This window comes from Pseudomonas sp. ANT_J12, from assembly GCF_008370045.1.
Classification (GTDB): domain Bacteria; phylum Pseudomonadota; class Gammaproteobacteria; order Pseudomonadales; family Pseudomonadaceae; genus Aquipseudomonas.
In genome coordinates this window covers 43078-62303 of the sequence record NZ_VOBN01000001.1, presented here as the reverse complement: position 1 = coordinate 62303, position 19226 = coordinate 43078, and the positions used below count along the sequence as shown (strand labels likewise).

At 60.5% G+C, this 19226-nt stretch carries 22 protein-coding genes; 16 read left to right on the top strand and 6 right to left on the bottom strand.

Annotated elements, in window-relative coordinates; genetic code table 11:
- Positions 1-58: 58 nt before the first annotated feature.
- The 3 genes from FQ192_RS00295 to FQ192_RS00285 form a co-directional block, all read right to left on the bottom strand.
- Positions 59-616, bottom strand: a complete 558-nt coding sequence (locus FQ192_RS00295; protein WP_133836618.1) for a Smr/MutS family protein — start codon at positions 614-616, stop codon at positions 59-61.
- Positions 617-702: 86 nt separating this feature from the next.
- A complete protein-coding gene (locus FQ192_RS00290; RefSeq protein WP_149656892.1) occupies positions 703-1023 on the bottom strand; it encodes a hypothetical protein in 321 nt (106 codons plus the stop codon).
- A gap of 131 nt (positions 1024-1154) precedes the next feature.
- Positions 1155-1745: a cysteine hydrolase family protein gene (locus tag FQ192_RS00285; protein WP_149656891.1), complete on the bottom strand. Its 591-nt coding sequence runs from the start codon at positions 1743-1745 to the stop codon at positions 1155-1157.
- Between the two features lie 251 nt (positions 1746-1996).
- Between FQ192_RS00285 and prmB the strand changes: the two genes are divergently transcribed.
- Positions 1997-2905 carry a 50S ribosomal protein L3 N(5)-glutamine methyltransferase gene (gene prmB / locus FQ192_RS00280; RefSeq protein ID WP_149656890.1) on the top strand — a complete coding sequence of 303 codons (909 nt, stop codon included), beginning with the start codon at positions 1997-1999 and terminating at the stop codon, positions 2903-2905.
- Between the two features lie 124 nt (positions 2906-3029).
- On the opposite strand, the gene FQ192_RS00275 is transcribed toward prmB, so the two are convergent.
- Positions 3030-3821, bottom strand: a complete 792-nt coding sequence (locus FQ192_RS00275; RefSeq protein WP_149656889.1) for a hypothetical protein — start codon at positions 3819-3821, stop codon at positions 3030-3032.
- A 98-nt stretch (positions 3822-3919) separates the two neighbouring features.
- A complete protein-coding gene (locus FQ192_RS00270) occupies positions 3920-4873 on the bottom strand; it encodes an alpha/beta hydrolase (protein WP_149656888.1) in 954 nt (317 codons plus the stop codon).
- Between the two features lie 129 nt (positions 4874-5002).
- Between FQ192_RS00270 and aroC the strand changes: the two genes are divergently transcribed.
- The 5 genes from aroC to mtnC are packed head-to-tail and all read left to right on the top strand — an operon-like array spanning position 5003 to position 9151.
- Positions 5003-6094: a chorismate synthase gene (gene aroC, locus FQ192_RS00265; RefSeq protein ID WP_149656887.1), complete on the top strand. Its 1092-nt coding sequence runs from the start codon at positions 5003-5005 to the stop codon at positions 6092-6094.
- A gap of 34 nt (positions 6095-6128) precedes the next feature.
- Positions 6129-7274, top strand: coding sequence for an MFS transporter (locus FQ192_RS00260; protein ID WP_149656886.1), 1146 nt, complete (start codon positions 6129-6131; stop codon positions 7272-7274).
- The gene (locus FQ192_RS00255; RefSeq protein ID WP_149656885.1) at positions 7271-7897 is read left to right on the top strand and encodes a methylthioribulose 1-phosphate dehydratase; all 627 of its coding nucleotides are present in this window, start codon (positions 7271-7273) and stop codon (positions 7895-7897) included. The genes FQ192_RS00260 and FQ192_RS00255 overlap by 4 nt, the downstream gene beginning before the upstream one ends.
- Positions 7898-7917: 20 nt before the next feature.
- Complete coding sequence (locus FQ192_RS00250) at positions 7918-8463, top strand: acireductone dioxygenase (protein WP_149656884.1); 546 nt, start codon at positions 7918-7920, stop codon at positions 8461-8463.
- A 4-nt stretch (positions 8464-8467) separates the two neighbouring features.
- Positions 8468-9151: an acireductone synthase gene (gene mtnC / locus FQ192_RS00245; RefSeq protein ID WP_149656883.1), complete on the top strand. Its 684-nt coding sequence runs from the start codon at positions 8468-8470 to the stop codon at positions 9149-9151.
- A 190-nt stretch (positions 9152-9341) separates the two neighbouring features.
- Here mtnC and FQ192_RS00240 read toward each other — a convergent pair whose 3' ends face one another.
- Positions 9342-9620 carry a DUF3509 domain-containing protein gene (locus tag FQ192_RS00240; RefSeq protein WP_054048577.1) on the bottom strand — a complete coding sequence of 93 codons (279 nt, stop codon included), beginning with the start codon at positions 9618-9620 and terminating at the stop codon, positions 9342-9344.
- 343 nt (positions 9621-9963) lie between these two features.
- Here FQ192_RS00240 and FQ192_RS00235 point away from each other — a divergent pair, with 343 nt between their 5' ends.
- The 10 genes from FQ192_RS00235 to FQ192_RS00190 all read left to right on the top strand — a co-directional run bounded on the left by FQ192_RS00235 (position 9964) and on the right by FQ192_RS00190 (position 19206).
- Positions 9964-11790: a long-chain-acyl-CoA synthetase gene (locus tag FQ192_RS00235; RefSeq protein WP_149656882.1), complete on the top strand. Its 1827-nt coding sequence runs from the start codon at positions 9964-9966 to the stop codon at positions 11788-11790.
- Positions 11791-11886: 96 nt separating this feature from the next.
- A complete protein-coding gene (locus FQ192_RS00230; RefSeq protein ID WP_149656881.1) occupies positions 11887-12405 on the top strand; it encodes an ankyrin repeat domain-containing protein in 519 nt (172 codons plus the stop codon).
- Between the two features lie 255 nt (positions 12406-12660).
- Complete coding sequence (locus tag FQ192_RS00225; protein WP_149656880.1) at positions 12661-13191, top strand: hypothetical protein; 531 nt, start codon at positions 12661-12663, stop codon at positions 13189-13191.
- Between the two features lie 71 nt (positions 13192-13262).
- Positions 13263-13454, top strand: coding sequence for a PLDc N-terminal domain-containing protein (locus FQ192_RS00220; RefSeq protein ID WP_123403173.1), 192 nt, complete (start codon positions 13263-13265; stop codon positions 13452-13454).
- Positions 13455-13701: 247 nt separating this feature from the next.
- The gene (gene speE, locus FQ192_RS00215) at positions 13702-14577 is read left to right on the top strand and encodes a polyamine aminopropyltransferase (protein WP_133836632.1); all 876 of its coding nucleotides are present in this window, start codon (positions 13702-13704) and stop codon (positions 14575-14577) included.
- A 252-nt stretch (positions 14578-14829) separates the two neighbouring features.
- Positions 14830-15063 (top strand): hypothetical protein, encoded by a 234-nt coding sequence (locus FQ192_RS00210; protein WP_149656879.1) that lies wholly within the window; start codon positions 14830-14832, stop codon positions 15061-15063.
- Positions 15064-15277: 214 nt separating this feature from the next.
- Positions 15278-15619, top strand: a complete 342-nt coding sequence (locus FQ192_RS00205; RefSeq protein WP_149656878.1) for a ribonuclease E inhibitor RraB — start codon at positions 15278-15280, stop codon at positions 15617-15619.
- Positions 15620-16015: 396 nt separating this feature from the next.
- Positions 16016-17425: a circularly permuted type 2 ATP-grasp protein gene (locus tag FQ192_RS00200; RefSeq protein WP_054048561.1), complete on the top strand. Its 1410-nt coding sequence runs from the start codon at positions 16016-16018 to the stop codon at positions 17423-17425.
- A 12-nt stretch (positions 17426-17437) separates the two neighbouring features.
- Positions 17438-18388: an alpha-E domain-containing protein gene (locus FQ192_RS00195; protein ID WP_149656877.1), complete on the top strand. Its 951-nt coding sequence runs from the start codon at positions 17438-17440 to the stop codon at positions 18386-18388.
- Positions 18385-19206, top strand: coding sequence for a transglutaminase family protein (locus tag FQ192_RS00190; RefSeq protein ID WP_133836636.1), 822 nt, complete (start codon positions 18385-18387; stop codon positions 19204-19206). Before FQ192_RS00195 ends, FQ192_RS00190 begins: the two co-directional genes overlap by 4 nt.
- Positions 19207-19226: the final 20 nt, after the last annotated feature.

Here is a 19226-nt window from a genome sequence, read left to right as displayed (position 1 = left end):
TTCGCAAAGGGCAAGGGTACGGTGGCAAACACGGCGCTGCAAGCGTGGCGCGACAGCTTTACTCGTCGCGACCTTCCATCATGGTGCGTTTGAGCAGCACATAAACCGCGCCGGCGCCGCCGTGTTTGGCCTGGCACGAGGTGAAGCCGAGCACTTGGGAATGCTGGCGCAGCCAGGTGTTGACGTGGCTTTTGATCATCGGCCGCTTGCCGTCCAGGCGCACGGCTTTGCCGTGGGTGACGCGCACGCAGCGGATTTCGAATTTGGTTGCTTCGGCGAGAAAGGCCCAGAGGGTTTCCCGAGCCTTTTCCACGTTCATGCCGTGCAGGTCAAGGCTGCCTTCGAACGGGATCTGGCCAATCTTGAGTTTGCGGATCTGGCTTTCCTGCACACCGTCGCGGGCCCACATCAACTCATCTTCCGGGCCGACATCAATCACGAACTGATCGGACAAGCCATCAACGGTGGTGGCATCGGTGCGCACGGTGGCGGCCTGACGCAGCTTGGCGATCTGGGCGCGGTCGCTTTTGGGTTTGCCGGTTTCGGCGCGATCGTGCTTGATCGGCTTGATGCCTTGAGTCGCACTTTTGAACAGGGAAAAATCGTCGTCTTGCATGTCAGCCTCCGCGAAGGAGGGCAGTTTACCCAAGTCGGGACGCGATCCATAACAATTGGGCCCGGCAAGTTGCCGAGCCCAAGGATTCAGTCGTGTTTTTTCATCAGGTGCGGGGACATGTTCAGCGCTTGCGACTGGCGCGAGCGGCGACGGCAGCGGCGCCACAGCCACACGCCGATGTACAGCACGAACAGGCCGATCACCGCGATCACCGCCGCGCCGACCTTGTTGGTATTCAGCTCGCCCAGTGCGGGCGCGTGGCCGAGCAGGCTGCCGACACCGGCCAGCGTCATCAATACGCCGAGCATCGCCAGCAGGGCGGCAATCGCTGCACCGATTCGAAAACGCCAGTTGCTTTGGCCTTTGGGCCGCAAGCGGCGTGCGTCAAAACCATCGGATAACTTCATTCCGACCTTCCTCAATGGGTATCGGCCCTTCGACCGGGAGTTGACCGGGATGTTCCTGAGGCTAGGGCAATTGCAGCAAATGAGAGGCTTTTGCGGATGAGCGGCGGCATGTGCCGCTCATCAAAAGTCGGTCAGATCAGATCGTGGGTCAGGGCAAGGGTGGCGAAGTTGTCCGCCATGATTGCCATTTCGGTCTGCTGAACGTGCTCGGCGCTGAGTACACCCCCCTTGTAAGGCAGGTCGCGGGTGGCACAGGCATCCTCGACCAGGGTGCAACGAAAGCCCAGGTTCTTCGCCGCGCGCACGGTGGTGCTGACACTGGAGTGGCTCATGAAGCCGCAAACGATCAGGTCCAGGGAGCCCAGCTCTTGCAGGCGATCGTACAGCGTGGTGCCGTGGAACGCGCTCGGCAGCAGTTTGCCGATAATGGTTTCATCGCTCGTTGGCTCGAGGCCCGGAATGAACTCGCCGCGTTCGCCCTGTGGATCGAACAGCCCGCCGACGGTGCCGAGGTGACGTACGTGCACGATCGGCCGACCGGCTGCGCGGGCAGCGGCCACGATTTGCTTGATGTTCGCGACGGCAGCTTCCATGCCGCTCAGGGCCAGCGGGCCGCTGAGGTATTCTTTCTGGGCATCGATGATGATGAGGGTCGCCTGGCTCAGTTTGGCCGCCGGGTAACCGCGACCGCTGAGTTGAAACATCGTTTGTGGAACGGACATTCTGGGGCTCCTTGGAGTGGGGCTTTTGCGACATTGTCCTCTGGCTGAGCGGTTCTGTGAATCGCTACCATCGTAGGCACCGTCGTTGCTGGCTTGCAGCCTTGTCAAGAGGCTCATTCTGTTCAATAGCCAAGCGCAAAAATGGAAGAGTCCTACATCTGATCCGGTGTTTTTCCTGCGTCGTCGTGGCGCGTTTTGGCTGTTAGAATCGCCCGTCGTTTTATTTGCCAGTTTTATTTGGAGTTGCCGCTGTGATCACTTCCCGACTTCGTACCCTGCGTGACCATATCCGTTGGGCCGTCAGCCGCTTCCATGGGGAGGATCTGTTTTTCGGCCATGGGACCGACAACGCCTGGGACGAAGCCCGTCAACTGGTGTTGGGTGCATTGCACCTGCCGTGGGAAATTGCCGACAGCTATCTGGACTGCAATCTGGAAGACGATGAACTGGTCAATCTGCAACGCTTGCTCAAGCGTCGCATCGAGGAGCGCATTCCTACCGCTTACCTGTTGGGCGAGGCCTGGTTCTGCGGAATGTCGTTCATTGTCGATGAGCGTGTGCTGATCCCGCGCTCGCCGATTGGCGAACTGATCGAAAAGCGCTTCGCTCCGTGGCTGGGCAAGGATCCGGCGCGGATTCTCGACCTGTGCACCGGTTCCGGCTGCATCGGTATCGCCTGTGCCTATGAGTTCCAGAACGCCGAAGTGGTGCTGGCCGACCTGTCGTTCGAAGCACTGGAAGTGGCCAACCAGAACATCGAGCGCCATGGCGTCGATGAGCGGGTATACACGGTTCAGGGCGATGGCTTTGATGGGCTGCCGGGGCAACGTTTCGACCTGATCGTGTCGAACCCGCCCTACGTCGATGCGGAAGATTTCGCCGACATGCCGGACGAATACCAGCACGAACCGGAACTGGGCCTGGCCTGTGGCGACGATGGTTTGAACCTGGTGCGCCGGATGCTCGCCGAAGCGGCGAATCACCTGACCGAGAAGGGTTTACTGATTGTCGAAGTAGGCAACAGCCAGGTGCACGTCGAAGCGCTGTACCCGGAAGTCGACTTCGCCTGGCTCGATTTCGAGCGCGGTGGGCATGGCGTGTTTATGTTGACCGCCGAGCAGTGCCGCGATCACCAGGCGGTGTTTGCGTCCCGCGTTTAACCGCTAAAGATCGTTCCCACGCTCTGCGTGGGAATGCCTCCACGGACGCTCCGCGTTCGGCTTGAAAAGGGACGCGGAGCGTGCCGGGCTGAATTCCCACGCAGAGCGTGGGAACGATCAGCCATCACCGATGCGTCGCAATCCAGATCAACAACCCCGCCTGAAACACCGAAAACGCCACCAGGCACGTAATCGTAAAACGTAGCCCGGCGTCTTCACGCTTGTACTTGCTGACCTTTTCTTCGTGCTTCTTGAGCTTCACTTCCTGCTCGGCCAGGTTCTGCTCCGCCTGCTGCAACATCTGCGCGGCTTCGAGAATTTCCACCTGTTGCAGCTTTTCGCTGTTCCAGTCCGCCAGCAAGTCGCCGACCTGGACCTCTTTGACGCTGCCCTTCAAATGCTGGGCATCGGCGTACGCGACTTCAAAACCGTGCATGCGCAAAAAGTGATCGCGGCGCAGGCGCGTGTCTTCGTTCAGCGCATCCTTGTTGTTCAGGTCGCTGCCGTCGACGGTGTAGGTGGGCCAACGCTTTTTTGCCCAGCTAATGCCTTGAGCGGCCAGGTAGCGTCCGATGCCGCGGTTCATCGGCTCGATCTGCAAGCCGCTGTCAGGGCCGAAATGCACGCGTTTGGTCTCGTGATCGACCCAAACGTCCAAGTGATTCTGCTCTTTGCGCACCCGCTGGCCCGGCAACTTGATGGTCAGGCGCATCAGGCTGCGTTCCTTGCTGTTGCGCTCGGCGTAACCGAACTCGACAAAGCGCAACGGCCGGCTACCGGTGTTGCGGTCGGTCTTCAACGGCGCCAGGCGAAGCATCTTGTGGTGCTCGGCGTGGACGTCCGCCCACGGCAACTCGACCGCTGGCGGTGTGTCTTTTTCAGCGGTGGTGTCGGGTGAAGTCTGGGTATCAGTCATAACGGCGAGATCCTGTCCAAGCGCTGCTTGCCGCCAGTCATAGCGCTGGCGACAAAGGCTTATCGGCCGTTTTTTTGAAGACTAGAGGGTAACAGCGCTCAACTGGAGCGAAGTCCGTCAATAAAGCCGAGGATTCGCGAGCCAAGTTCAGCGGCCAGGGGCAATTGTGGATCCTTATAGGATGCCAACTGCCGTTTCACATCGTTGGGCACGATGCGCATCACGTGGTTCATGCCCTCGATCACCGCCAGTTCGGCGTCGGGCTTGGCTTCTTTCAACAGCTTGGCGTCGCCGACGCCGACCTGGATGTCGCTGGTGCCCTGGATGATCAACGCCGGCATTTTCAACCGGGCGAAAGCGCCCGCCGGGTCCTGGCGGAACAGCGAAATCAGGTACGGCTGCACGCTTGGGCGAAAAATCACCTGCAACTGCGGCGGGACGTTGTCGTCGGTGTGGCCGGCCTTCAGGCTGTCGAGCAGTTCATTGCTGCGCAGCATCAGCGGTGGCGGCAGGCGATTGCTCAATTGCTGGCGCAGCACCTGGTCCACTGGCCGGGCGCTGCCGGACATGGAAATCACCGCCGCCGCATCGACGCTCGGCGCCGCCAGCGTGGCGATCAACGCACCTTCGCTGTGGCCGAGCAGAATCAATTTGCCGAAACGCGGATCGGCCTTGAGCTTGCGGCTCCAGGCCTCGGCATCGGCTACGTAGGCTTCCACCGACAGATTGCGTTCGTCCGGGGTCGCGGCCAGGCTCGCCGCCACGCCGCGCTTGTCGTAGCGCACGCTGGCGATGTTGTGCTTGGCCAGCACCCACGCCAGGCGCTTGAGGCTGTCGTTGCGCCCGCCGTCGGGGTTGTTTCCGTCGCGATCCGTAGGGCCGGAGCCGGAAATGATCAGGACAACCGGCACCGGCGTGTCGGATTTAGGCAACAACAATGAGCCGAAAAGCTCTCCGGTGCCGGTATCCAAATTGATCGGTCGTTGTAGGACAGTGGCCTGAACGAAGCCGGTAAACAGGGTAAGACTCAAGGCTAGAACTCGCAGCATCATCACGCCATCATGGATAAGGTGCCGGTTGGACTCGCGGGCACCGGTAAGGTTCGAGGATGAACTACTTGGGTTGCCTGCGTATACTGGCGCGCATTACGTATTCAGGTTCGATTTCACGGAGCGTCCCGCATGTCCGGCAATACCTACGGCAAGCTGTTCACTGTCACCACCGCAGGCGAAAGCCATGGTCCGGCGTTGGTCGCCATTGTCGACGGCTGCCCGCCGGGTCTGGAGATTTCCCTGGAGGATCTGCAGCGTGACCTTGACCGCCGCAAGCCCGGCACCAGCCGCCACACCACCCAGCGCCAGGAAGCCGACGAAGTCGAAATCCTCAGCGGCGTGTTCGAAGGCCGCACCACCGGTTGCGCCATCGGCCTGTTGATCCGCAACACCGACCAGAAGTCCAAGGACTACTCGGCGATCAAGGACCTGTTCCGCCCGGCCCACGCCGACTACACCTACCACCACAAGTACGGCGAGCGCGATTACCGCGGCGGCGGTCGCAGCTCGGCCCGGGAAACCGCGATGCGCGTGGCGGCCGGGGCGATTGCCAAGAAGTACCTGGCGACTCAGGGCATCGTTATTCGTGGCTACATGAGCCAGCTCGGTCCGATCGAAATCCCGTTCAAGACCTGGGATTCGGTGGAAGAAAACGCCTTCTTCAGCCCCGACCCGGACAAAGTGCCGGAACTGGAAGCCTATATGGACCAGTTGCGCCGCGACCAGGATTCGGTCGGCGCCAAGATCACCGTGGTCGCTGAAGGCGTGATGCCGGGCCTGGGCGAGCCGATCTTCGACCGCCTCGACGCCGAACTGGCCCACGCGCTGATGAGCATCAACGCCGTGAAAGGCGTGGAAATCGGCGCCGGTTTCGCCAGCGTCGCCCAGCGCGGCACCGAACACCGCGATGAAATGACCCCGGAAGGTTTTCTCAGCAACAACGCCGGCGGCATTCTCGGCGGCATCTCCTCGGGCCAGCCGATCGTCGCGCACCTGGCATTGAAGCCAACGTCGAGCATCACCACGCCGGGCCGTTCCATCGACATCCATGGCAACCCGGTGGACGTGATCACCAAGGGCCGTCATGACCCGTGCGTCGGCATCCGCGCCACGCCGATTGCCGAAGCGATGATGGCCATCGTGCTGATGGATCACCTGCTGCGTCATCGCGGGCAGAACGCCGATGTGCAAGTGAGCACGCCGGTGTTGGGTCAGCTTTAATGGCTCACCGCACAGTCGCCGGGGCCTGAAGACCTTGGCGGCGCTCCCGTACTGGCGGCTCTCCAGTTTCTATCTGTTCTATTTCGCCTTGCTCGGTTCGACAGCGCCATTTCTGGCGCTGTACTTCGATCACCTGGGCTTTTCCAGCGCGCGCATCGGCGAACTGGTGGCGATCCCGATGCTGATGCGCTGCGTGGCGCCGAACATCTGGGGCTGGCTCGGCGACTACACCGGCCGACGCCTGGCCATCGTGCGCTTCGGCGCAGTCTGCACGTTGCTGACGTTCTCGCTGATCTTCGTCAGCAAAACCTACGCCTGGCTGGCGATGGTCATGGCCCTGCACGCGTTCTTCTGGCACGCGGTGCTGCCGCAATTCGAAGTCATCACCCTGGCGCACCTCAAGGGCCAGACCTCTCGCTACAGCCAGATTCGTTTGTGGGGCTCCATCGGTTTCATCATCACCGTGGTCGCCCTCGGGCGGGTGTTCGAGTGGCTGAGCCTGGACGTGTACCCGGTGGCGCTGGTGCTGATCATGGCCGGGATTGTCGTCAGCAGCTTGTGGGTGCCAAACGCACAACCGGTGCAGAGCGAACGCGTGACCGGGGAGGGCTTCCTCAAGCAACTGCGCAGCCCCGGCGTATTGGCGTTTTACGGTTGCGTGGCGCTGATGCAGATGAGCCACGGGCCGTATTACACCTTTCTGACTCTTCACCTGGAACGTCTCGGTTACAGCCGTGGCGTGATCGGCATGCTCTGGGCCGTCGGTGTCGTCGCGGAAGTCCTGATGTTCCTGGCCATGAGCAAAATCCTCGCGCGCTTCTCGGTGCGCCGGGTGCTGATGGCGAGTTTTCTGCTGGCGGCCCTGCGCTGGTTGCTGCTAGGTTCGTTCGCTGAGTTTTTGTGGGTGCTGTTGTTCGCCCAAGTACTGCACGCAGCCACCTTCGGCAGCTTTCACGCGGCTGCCATCCAGTTCGTGCAACGTAGTTTCGGCGCCCGTCAGCAGGGCCAGGGCCAGGCGTTGTACGCAGCACTGGCCGGCACCGGCGGCGCACTCGGCGCGTTGTATTCCGGCTACAGCTGGAATGCCCTCGGCGCCACATTGACCTTTAGTATTGCCAGCCTCGCAGCCTTCGCCGCTGCCGTTATCATTGCCACACGTATGCAAGAGGACCGGCCATGAGCCTTACCCGTGAACACCTCGCCCAGGAAATCATCGACGCCGGGCGTTTTTTGTACGGTCGCGGCTGGTCGCCGGCCACCAGCAGCAATTATTCGACGCGCCTGTCACCGACCGAAGCGCTTCTGACCGTGTCCGGCAAGCACAAAGGCCAACTCGGCCTCGACGATGTGCTGGCCACCGACCTGTCCGGCAACAGCCTGGAACCGGGCAAGAAACCGTCCGCCGAAACCCTGCTGCACACCCAACTCTACAGCTGGCGCCCGGACATCGGCGCGGTGCTGCACACCCATTCGGTGAACGCCACGGTGCTGTCGCGCCTGACGCCGCAAGCCTTCATCGAATTTGAAGACTACGAACTGCAAAAAGCCTTCAGCGGCGTCTCGACCCACGAGTCGTTGGTGCGGGTGCCGATTTTCGACAATGACCAGGACATTGCGCGCCTGGCCGCCAAGGTGCAGCCTTGGCTCGACGCCCATCCCGATTGCGTCGGCTACCTGATTCGCGGCCACGGCCTCTACACCTGGGGCGCGCGCATGAGCGACGCCCTGCGGCAGATCGAGGCCTTTGAATTTTTGTTCGAGTGCGAGTTGAAGATGCGCTCGGTCTTGAACCGTCAAGCATGAACCGTTAAGGAGTTGCCCTGATGAGCAGCCTGTCCGTTTACCACGTCTCAAGCCCTGACATTCCGAACAAGGTACTGACACATTTCGAAGACATCGCTTCGACCCTGGCCGAACAGGGCGTGCGTTTCGACCGCTGGCAAGCCACCGCGAAAATCCAGCCCGGCGCCAGCCAGGAAGAAGTGATCGCGGCCTACCAGGAGCAGATCGACAAGCTGATGACCGAGCGTGGCTACATCACCGTCGATGTCATCAGCCTGAACAGCGACCACCCGCAAAAAGCCGAACTGCGGGCCAAGTTCCTCGATGAACACCGCCATGGCGAGGACGAAGTACGATTTTTCGTCGCCGGCCGTGGGCTGTTTACCCTGCACATCGACGATTATGTCTACGCCGTGCTCTGCGAGAAAAACGACCTGATCTCGGTCCCGGCCGGTACGCCGCACTGGTTTGACATGGGCGAGCATCCGCATTTCGTGGCGATCCGTTTGTTCAACAACCCCGAAGGCTGGGTTGCCAAGTTCACCGGCGAAGACATCGCCAACCGCTTCCCGCGCCTGGAGGACTGATTCAATGCCGATCAAAGCGATTCTCACCGACATCGAAGGCACCACCAGCGCGGTGAGTTTTGTGTTCGACGTGTTGTTTCCCTACGCAGCTAAACACTTGCCGGACTTTGTTCGCCAACACGCCGCACGGGCGGATGTCGCTGAGCAACTGGACGCCGTGCGTCGGGACAGTAACGAACCCGAGGCAAACGTTGAGCGGGTCATTGAAATCCTGCTGGGCTGGATCGCCGAAGACCGCAAGGCCACGCCGCTCAAGGCGTTGCAAGGCATGGTCTGGGAGCAGGGCTATCAGGCCGGGCAGTTGAAAGGCCACGTGTACCCGGATGCCGTTGAAGCGCTCAAGCGCTGGCATCAGCAAGGTTTTCAACTGTTTGTGTATTCCTCGGGCTCGATCCAGGCGCAGAAGCTGATCTTCGGCTGTTCGGAAGCGGGGGATTTGTCGCCGCTGTTCAGCGGTTATTTCGACACCACGTCGGGACCCAAGCGTGAGGCGCAATCATACGAGCGCATCACTCAGGCCATTGGGTTGGAAGCAGGGCAGATTCTGTTCCTGTCCGACATCGTCGAAGAACTGGACGCGGCCCGCGCGGCGGGAATGGCGACGTACGGGTTGGCGCGAGAGGGCAGCGAATTGGCAGGGCACATGACCGTCGACAGCTTTGCGCGGATCAACCCCACCGCCATGTAACCCGAGCGAGGCTTGCCCGCGACGGCGTCCGATCAGCCAATATTTATATCGCCTGATACGCCGCCTTCGCGGGCAAGCCTCGCTCCTACAGGGTATGCAGGGGGATTGCAGGGGATTGCGTGACGCCAGAAACAATTCAGGCCGTGAAGCGAAAGCTATCACGGCCTGTTTGTTTAAAGCGCCAATCGATTTACGCCGAATGATAAGTCGGCAAAGCAAACCGCTGCTGGCTCTGCAGCATCGAGATTTGCGGCAATTCGCTGGCCTGTTCAGCCAGGTCACGGCGGATCGCGCTGATCACCCACGACAGTTGGTCGCCAGCATGCAATTGCTGGTAGGAAATCGAGCGTTTAAAGACTTTGCCTTCGGTGCTGCGCAGCGTCAGCAGGATGCCACCGTCAGGGCGTGCCTGGGTGGTCACGTCGAAGTTGGAGAACAGCGAGGTAAATTTTTCTTGGATCAGGCTCATGTCTATCAGCTCCGTTAGCACTTGATTAGCAAGCATGGAGAGGTAGTTGCAGCGTTTGTGCCAGCACTGAGATTTTTAAAAGTCGTTATAAATCAATAGGTTATTTAGTTGTCGATTTTTTGCTTTCGTGCAATCTGCATGAATGGCCATCGTGCATCCTGCATTTTGCGGGGTTTCGCACGATTGAATGGAACGAATGGCACGGCCAGGGATCACGTTTGCCCAGGTATCCAGGGCGGATACAAAACATTGCAAAAACCGCGTGTACAGCTCCAGAACCGCTGACGTATTTTCGGGCTCAATCAACGCCGCCCGACAATAAGAAGATCGAACGGGAGCCACCATGAGCGACACGATTACCTGGGGCATGATGCTCCGCAAATTGCCGACCATCGCCAAAGCCATCCCCCGCGTGGTGAAGGGCATGAAGGTCGCCAACGTCAAGGACCCGACCCAACCGTGTGGCCTCGGCTGGACCTTCGAGCAAGCAACCTTGCGCAATCCCGCCGGCGTCGCCTTGCTGCAAGACGCGGTGGCGCTGACGTACACCCAGGTCAATCAGTGGGCCAACCGCATTGCCCATCACCTGATCGACCAGGGGATCGGCAAGGGTGATGTGGTGGCGATCTTCATCGAGAACCGCCCGGAACTGCTGGTGACGATTTTGGCGGTGGCCAAGGTCGGGGCGATCAGCGCGCTGCTCAATACTTCGCAAACCCGCGATACCCTGGCCCACAGCCTGAACCTGGTGGCGCCAGTGGCGATCATTGTCGGCGAGGAACTGGTGCCGGCCTATTCGGCGGTTCGCGAGCGGGTCGAGATCGCGGCGGTGCGCACCTGGTTCGTCGCCGATCGCGATACCTACAGCTATCCGGGCATTTCGCCCGATCGCTTCATCAACCTGATGATGGCCAGCGCCGACGCCTCCAGCGACAACCCGGCCAGCAGCCATCAGGTGTTTTTCGACGATCCCTGCTTCTACATCTATACCTCCGGCACGACGGGGTTGCCGAAGGCCGGCGTGTTCAAGCATGGGCGCTGGATGCGCAGCTCCGCCAGCTTCGGCCTGATCGCCCTCGATATGCAGCCCGAAGACGTGGTGTATTGCACCTTGCCGCTCTATCACGCCACCGGGCTGTGCGTGTGCTGGGGCTCGGCCATCAGCGGCGCGGCGGGGTTCGCCATCCGCCGCAAGTTCAGCGCCAGCCAGTTCTGGAACGATGTGCGCAAATACCGCGCGACCACCCTCGGTTATGTCGGCGAATTGTGTCGCTACCTGGTTGATCAACCGGCCAGCGCCGACGACAGCCAACACGGCGTGACCAAGATGATCGGCAATGGCCTGCGCCCCGGCGCCTGGCGCGAATTCAAGACGCGCTTCGCGGTGGACCACATCTGCGAGCTCTACGCGGCCAGCGACGGCAACATCGGTTTCACCAACATCCTCAACTTCGACAACACCATCGGTTTCTCCCTGATGTCCTGGGAATTGGTGGCGTATGACCACGACAGCGGCGCGCCGATTCGCAATGCCAAGGGCTTGATGAGCAAAGTCGCCAAGGGCGGGCAGGGCTTGTTGCTGGCGAGAATCGACGACAAGGCGCCGCTGGACGGCTACACCGATCCGCAGAAAACCGAGAAAGTCGTGCTGCACGATGTGTTCGCCAAAGGCGACCGCTACTTCAATACCGGCGACCTGCTGCGCAACATCGGTTTCGGCCACGCGCAGTTCGTTGATCGCCTGGGCGACACCTACCGCTGGAAGGGCGAGAACGTCTCCACCACCGAGGTCGAGAACATTCTGTTGCAGCATCCGAACATCTGCGAGGCGGTGGCCTACGGCGTGGAAATCTGCAACACCAACGGCCGCGCCGGGATGGCGGCGATTACGCCCACCGAGTCCCTGGCCACCCTGGATTTCACCGAGCTGCTGAGCTTTGCGCGCCAGCACATGCCGGCGTACGCGGTGCCTTTGTTCCTGCGCCTGAAAGTGAAAATGGAAACCACCGGAACCTTCAAATACCAGAAGACCCGGCTCAAGGATGAAGCCTTCGACCCGGGCAAGACCGGCGATGACCCGATCTACGCCTGGCTGCCGGGCACCCAGACGTACGTGCAAGTCACCGAGCAGGTGCTGGCGGATATTCGTGGTGGCAAGTACCGCTATTGAATCTGGCTATGGCCGCGCTTGAGAAAAAAGGAGTGACAGGCGCCGGGGCGCTCGGGAAACTGTCGGCTTTCCGATTGACCGAATAGAGAGTCCCCCATGTCAGACCAAAGCCGCCAGATGACGCCCGAAGAAGCTGCCGAATTCGCCGAACAGGTGTTCAACAAAGCGCGCGAGGGCGATGCGGCCATGATGGCGGCGCTGCTGACCAAAGGCCTGCCGCCGAACCTGCGCAACCACAAGGGCGACACCTTGCTGATGCTCGCCGCCTACCACGGTCACGTGGAGACGGTGAAAGTGCTGCTGGAACACAAGGCCGACCCGGAAATCCGCAACGACAACGGCCAGAGCCCGATTGCCGGCGCCGCGTTCAAGGGCGACCTGGCGGTGGTCACGGCGTTGGTCGAAGGCGGGGCGCAAGTCGAAGGCTCGTCGTTCGACGGCCGCACGGCGCTGATGATGGCGGCGATGTTCAACCGCGTTGAAATCGTTGATTACCTGATCAGCAAAGGCGCAGATCCGAAGGCCAAGGACGCCAATGGCGTTTCGGCGCTGGATGCGGCGAAGACCATGGGGGCAGTGGATACCACCGCTCAACTGCAGAAATTGCTCGGCTGACACAACACGGCCCCCTGTAATGGGGGACTACCTGTGGCGAGGGGGCTTGCCCCCGTTGGGTCGCGAAGCGACCCCAAATCAGCGATCGCGGTCATTCAGGTAAACAGTGTTTACCGAGTTTACGACTGCTTCGCAGCCGAACGGGGGCAAGCCCCCTCGCCACAGAAAGCCCCCTTCACCACGGGTCCGCATTTCATCCTGAATGCGTTATCCTTCGCGCCCTCAAAATTTCCCCTCGCTACAGGATCCATCCCCATGAAAACCGCACTCGTCGAACTCATCAGCAAAATCAGCTCCGGGTGCATGGGCGATGATGAAATCCTGAAGATCGCTGACGAAGCGGCCCAGGCCTACGCCGATCCCCAGGCGTTCCTGGCCGCCAACCCGGACATCAACTACGACGACACCTTCCCGATGCCATTGGGCGAATGGGTCGTGGTGGGCAGTCTGCCGGAGACCGTGCTGTTCCAGGCTGACACCTACATGGACCTGTTCGCCCAGATCGTCTCTTCGTTCGGCCCGGGTGTGGACTTCAACATCAAGCCCAAGCAACTGGCCAAGACCGAAGCCCTGACCGCGCTCAACCGCATCCAGGTGCAGATGGGCAGCATGAACAAGGAAAACGGCGGTTACACGCTGATGAACTTCAGCCAGTTGCTCGACGACGAACTGCAAGTGGTGCTGGTCTACGGCAACGACGTGCCCCGCGTACTCGAACTGTGCGCTCAGGTCGGCATCGCCGCTGCGCCTTCTCTGGAAGCCTTGAAAGTGGCAATCCACGTTTAACGCAATAAAACGGAACCCTCGCAGGAGCCGACTATCCTAAGACTGCATGCCACTTTCTTGGGAGCAACACTATGGGTTCCAGTTTTAACGGTCTGGTTGGCCTGATCATTCTTGCCCTGGACATCTGGGCCATCATCAACGTGCTGAAAAGCGGTGCAGAAACCGGGATGAAGATCATCTGGGTGCTACTGATCCTGCTGCTGCCGGTACTGGGCCTGATCATCTGGGCCATCGCCGGGCCACGGGGGAATGTCCGTATCTGACACCACCCTCTGTAGGCGCGAGGCTTGCCCGCGAAGGCGTCGTGTCATTCAACATTGATATCGACTGACACGACGCCTTCGCGGGCAAGCCTCGCTCCTACAGGATCGCGGTTCGTCATCACGTGACGTTCGACCTGTCATGTTCCGCAACGTAGAATGCGCCCCTTTGCCGGGCAATCGAGCCTTTCGATTGGCCATCATGGGCGGGTAACCGTCCGTTGCCGCCGCATTCATCGGAGCACTTCCCATGACCACCACCAAGACCAGCGAATACCTGGAAACCCTCTACGAAGGATACGGCCAGCGTTTTCGCATGGAAAAACTGCTGCACGAAGTGCGCACCGAACACCAACACCTGGTGATCTTCGAAAACCCGCGCATGGGCCGGGTCATGGCGCTGGACGGTGTGATCCAGACCACCGAAGCCGACGAATTCATCTACCACGAAATGCTCACCCACGTGCCGATCCTCGCCCATGGCTCCGCCAAGCGCGTGCTGATCATCGGCGGTGGCGACGGCGGCATGCTGCGTGAAGTGGCCAAGCACGGCAGCGTCGAGCACATCACCATGGTCGAGATCGACGGCACCGTGGTCGACATGTGCAAGGAGTTCCTGCCAAACCACTCCAAAGGCGCGTACGACGACCCACGGCTGAACCTGGTGATCGATGACGGCATGCGTTTCGTTGCGACCACCACCGAGAAATTCGACGTCATCATCTCCGACTCCACCGACCCGATCGGTCCGGGCGAAGTGCTGTTCTCGGAAAACTTCTACCAGGCCTGCCACCGCTGCCTGAACGAAGGCGGCATCCTGGTGACCCAGAACGGCACGCCGTTCATGCAACTGGGCGAAGTGCAAACCACTGCCGGGCGCCTGCGCAGCCTGTTCCCGGATTGGCACTTCTACCAGGCAGCCGTGCCGACCTACATCGGCGGCGCCATGACCTTCGCCTGGGGCGCGACCAACACCGCGTATCGCAAGTTGTCCCGCGAAACCCTGCAACAGCGCTTCGCCGGCAGCGGCATCATCACCCGCTACTACAACCCGGAAATCCACATCGGTGCGTTCGCCATGCCGCAATACGTGCTGAACGCGATCAACAAGCCAAGCAACGACTAAGTTATCCACAATCTCTGAACAACGCGTAACCCCTGGATAACGCGTAACCCCTGTAGGAGCGAAGCTTGCTCGCGAAAGCGGTGCATCAGTCGACATGTGTATTGACTGATACACCGCTTTCGCGAGCAAGCTTCGCTCCTACAGGGGTTTTTGTTTTTTCATGAGTCAGCGTCCAATCCGTTTGAACGATCAGCCCGCCCAAAAGTCCAGATAGTTGTAAGCCCATTTGCGGGTTTGATCGAGGAGGCACTGATGCAAAAGTGGAAAATCACTTTCGTGGATGATCACGGCGAAACGCTCGACGAAGTCTTTGAGTGCGACGAGTGCCCGGATAACGAGCACGCGGCCAAACTCATCAAGGCCCGACTCCTTCCTGTGGCTGCCGAACTGGATCTGAACGATCTGGAAGGGCGAACCAGCGACGCCAGCGTCAAAAGTCTCAAGACCCAGAACAGCATTCAAATCCTCGGCATCACTCCTGTCTGAACCTCACCTGTCTCATTCTCAACCAGGCCTTGGCAGCGGCTCCGACTTGGGGCTACTCTGCAAGCGAGATCAGCGAACGGATCGCTAAGGTCTGGTCTTGTCAGCTACATGCTTAAATCCCGGCGGCAACCTGGTTGCCGTATCGCCTTCACCATTCGGTTGCGGGCGTCGGGTGTACGGAAAGTCTATCCATAGGGTTTTAGGAGGACGTTTCATGAGCACAGCCTATCAAGAAGACATCAGCACCAGCGTACTGCGCCGCATGAAGGAAGGCGGTTTCGACTTTTCACGATTCCATCCCATCGAGTTCTACGCGATTTTCCCGGACGAGGAGCGGGCACGCAGGGCGGCAGGTCATTTTTGTGGTGAATCCTTGAATGCCCAGATCAGCGTGCGCGACGACGGCGCATGGCACCTGGAACTGAGCAAAGTGATGTACGCCACCTATGACGGTATCGGCGACTTTGAGCAGGACTTCGAGGCGGTGGTTGAACCTTTGGGCGGCGTCATCGAAGGATGGGGCGTCAAGCAGGAGGTACGAGGGCTACTCGCATAACACTATGAACAGCGACAACATTCACTAACGGCTGACCTTCGGGTTGGCCGTTTTCGTTTGTGGTTGCCTGAAACCCTGTTGGCAAAACGCTGAAACAAGAATCCTGGGCAAAAAAAACCGCCTGAACAGGCGGCCAAAGGGAAGTTCGAGAGGTTTTGCAACGATTGCGCGGATTATCCGCACCATCCCCCGGGCAGTGAAATCAACTCTGACTATGCTGGTGATAGGCGACAACATTGCTTCGCAATGAAGCGGGGGCGATCAAGTTGGGGCGTTTGCCGCACAGCATTGGTGCGGTGCTTTTGGGGCGATTATCCAACTGATTGAAATCTAAGCGTTTATGCCGATGGCACGGGCCTTGCGATGCCTAGATGTCCGGGTGACAAGGAGTACGGCATGATCCGCACCTATTTTGATGAGATGTACGATGCCGGCGGCCTGGTCCGCCCGCATTACCGGGAGTTTGCCCGTTGGCTGGCCGAAACGCCTGACGAGCTTTTGGCACAACGGCGACGCGAGGCCGATCTGTTGTTTCATCGCGCCGGCATAACCTTCACGCTCTATGGGGATGAGCAGGGGACAGAGCGCCTGATTCCCTTCGACACCATTCCCCGCAGTATCCCCGCCAGCGAATGGCGGATAGTCGAACGGGGCTGCATCCAGCGGGTCAAGGCGTTGAACATGTTCCTCGCCGACCTCTATCACGAGCAGCGCATCATCAAGGCCGGCATCATCCCGGCCGAGCAGGTGCTGGCCAACGAGCAATACCAGTTGGCGATGCAAGGTCTGGATTTGCACCGGGATATCTATTCCCACATCTCCGGCGTCGATCTGGTGCGCGACGGCGACGGCACTTACTACGTGCTTGAAGACAACCTGCGTACCCCGAGCGGCGTGAGCTACATGCTCGAAGACCGCAAGATGATGATGCGCCTGTTCCCCGAGTTGTTCGCGGCGCAACGCATTGCCCCCATCGACCACTACCCGAACCTGTTGCTCGACACCCTGAAAAGCTCCAGCCCGATTGATAACCCGAGCGTGGTGGTGCTGACGCCGGGCCGTTTCAACAGCGCGTTTTTCGAGCACGCCTTTCTGGCGCGAGAGATGGGCGTGGAACTGGTGGAAGGCGCGGACCTGTTTGTGCGCGATGACAAGGTGTTCATGCGCACCACGGACGGGCCGAAAGCGGTAGACGTGATTTACCGGCGCCTCGACGACGCGTTCCTCGATCCGCTGGCGTTCAACCCGGATTCGATGCTCGGTGTGCCGGGGCTGTTGTCGTCCTATCGCTCCGGCAACGTCGTGCTGGCGAATGCCATCGGCACCGGGGTCGCGGACGATAAGTCGGTGTACCCGTTCGTGACCGACATGATTCGTTTCTATCTGGATGAAGAGCCAATCCTGAAAAACGTGCCGACCTTCCAGTGCCGCAATCCCTCGGAGCTGTCCCACGTCCTGGCCAATCTCCCCGACCTGGTGGTCAAGGAAACCCAGGGCTCCGGTGGTTACGGAATGCTGGTGGGGCCGGCGGCGACGGCGGCGGAAATCGAGTCGTTCCGTGCACGGATCAAAGCCAAGCCCCACGCGTACATCGCGCAACCGACCTTGTCGCTGTCGACCTGTCCGACCTTTGTCGAAAACGGCATCGCGCCACGCCACATCGACCTGCGTCCGTTTGTATTGTCTGGCCGCGAAACCCGGGTTGTGCCCGGTGGTTTGACCCGTGTTGCTTTGCGTGAAGGCTCCCTGGTGGTGAATTCCTCCCAGGGCGGCGGCACCAAGGACACCTGGGTGGTCGAGGATTGAAGGAAGCCTGCCATGTTAAGTAGAACTGCCTCGGATTTGTATTGGATGTCGCGTTACCTGGAGCGGGCGGAAAACCTCGCACGGATGCTCGACATCAGTTATTCGCTGTCGCTGATGCCGCAGGACGGTCGTGGCGATGGCCTGCACGAACTCGCCATGCCGCTGCTGATCACCGGCACCCTGGACGATTACCTGGAGCGCCACGGCGATTTGCACGCCGAACGGCTGCTGCATTTCTTCGCCCTGGACGCGGCCAACCCGGCGAGCATCTACAGCTGCCTCGGTTCGGCGCGGGCCAGTGCCCACGCGGTGCGTGGGCGAATCACCGCCGACATGTGGGAAAACATCAACGCCACCTGGCTGGAAATTCGCGGGATCGCGGAACAGGGCTTGAGTCGCTATGGCATGAGCCGGTTTTGCGAGTGGATCAAGGAACGCTCCCACCTGTTTCGCGGCGCGTCCTACGGCACCATCATGCGTAACGATGCGTTTCGCTTCATTCGTCTGGGGACGTTTATCGAGCGGGCCGACAACACGCTGCGCCTGCTCGACGCGCGCTACGAAATGGCCGGCGATCAGGCCGAAGCGGTCAGCGACGGTACGGCTCACGCCTATTACCAGTGGAGTGCGTTGCTGCGGGCCTTGTCCTCGTTCGAGGCCTATACCGAGATCTACCGCGATGCGCCGGGCGCCCGGCATGTCGCCGAGCTGTTGCTGCTGCGCGCCGACGTGCCGCGTTCACTGCGTGCCTGCACCGAAGAAATCGACCAGATCCTCGCCCAGTTGCCGGGGGCCAACGGCCGTCCCGCACAACGCCTGGCGGCGGAAATGGACGCGCGCCTGCGCTACACCGGCATCTCCGAAATTCTCGACGAAGGCCTGCACGCCTGGTTGACCGAGTTCATCCCGCTGGTGCGCCAGTTGGGTAACGCCATTCACAGTTCCTACCTGGAGGCTGCATGAGACTTTCCATTAGCCACGAGACCACCTATCACTACGAAGATCAGGTGCGGGCGAGCATCCAGTATTTGCGGCTGACCCCTCACGACAGCGAGCGCCAACACGTGCTCAGTTGGCAGCTCGACCTGCCGCGCCCGGTGCGGGCGCAACTCGATCCGTTCGGCAACATCCTGCACGTGCTGACCATGGACGAACCCCACGAGGCGATCATCATTGGCGCCCGTGGCCAGGTGGATATCGACGAACTGCGCGAAGCCGAGCACGAGAGCCAGTCGGCGCTGCCGTTCCTGCGCTTCACCCGGCTGACCGAAGCCGATGAAGCCCTGCGCGGGTTCGCTGAGAAGGAATGCAAAAAACGTCGGGACCGTACGGCGCTGATCGACTTGATGCAAAGCCTTAACCAGTACATGACCTACACGCCCGGTTCCACCGAAGTCGACACCACGGCGGCCAAAGCCTTCGCCGGGCGCTCCGGTGTCTGCCAGGATCACACCCACGCGTTCCTCGCCTGCGCCCGCAGCCTGGGGATTCCGGCGCGCTATGTGTCGGGGTATTTGTACAGCGAAAACAGCGAACACCTGGCCAGCCACGCCTGGGCCGAAGCCTGGCTGGATGACGCGTGGTACAGCTTTGACGTGACCAACCAGTTGGCGCGGCCGGAGCGCCATCTGAAATTGGCGGTGGGCCTGGATTACCTGGACGCCTGCCCGGTACGCGGCATGCGCCGGGGCGGTGGGTGCGAGCAGATGCATGCGAAGGTGTTTGTCTCACCGACGCCGGTGCCGATGCCGGCGCCAGTGATCTCCGTCCAGCAGCAGTAACCCTCACGCTGATCGTTCCC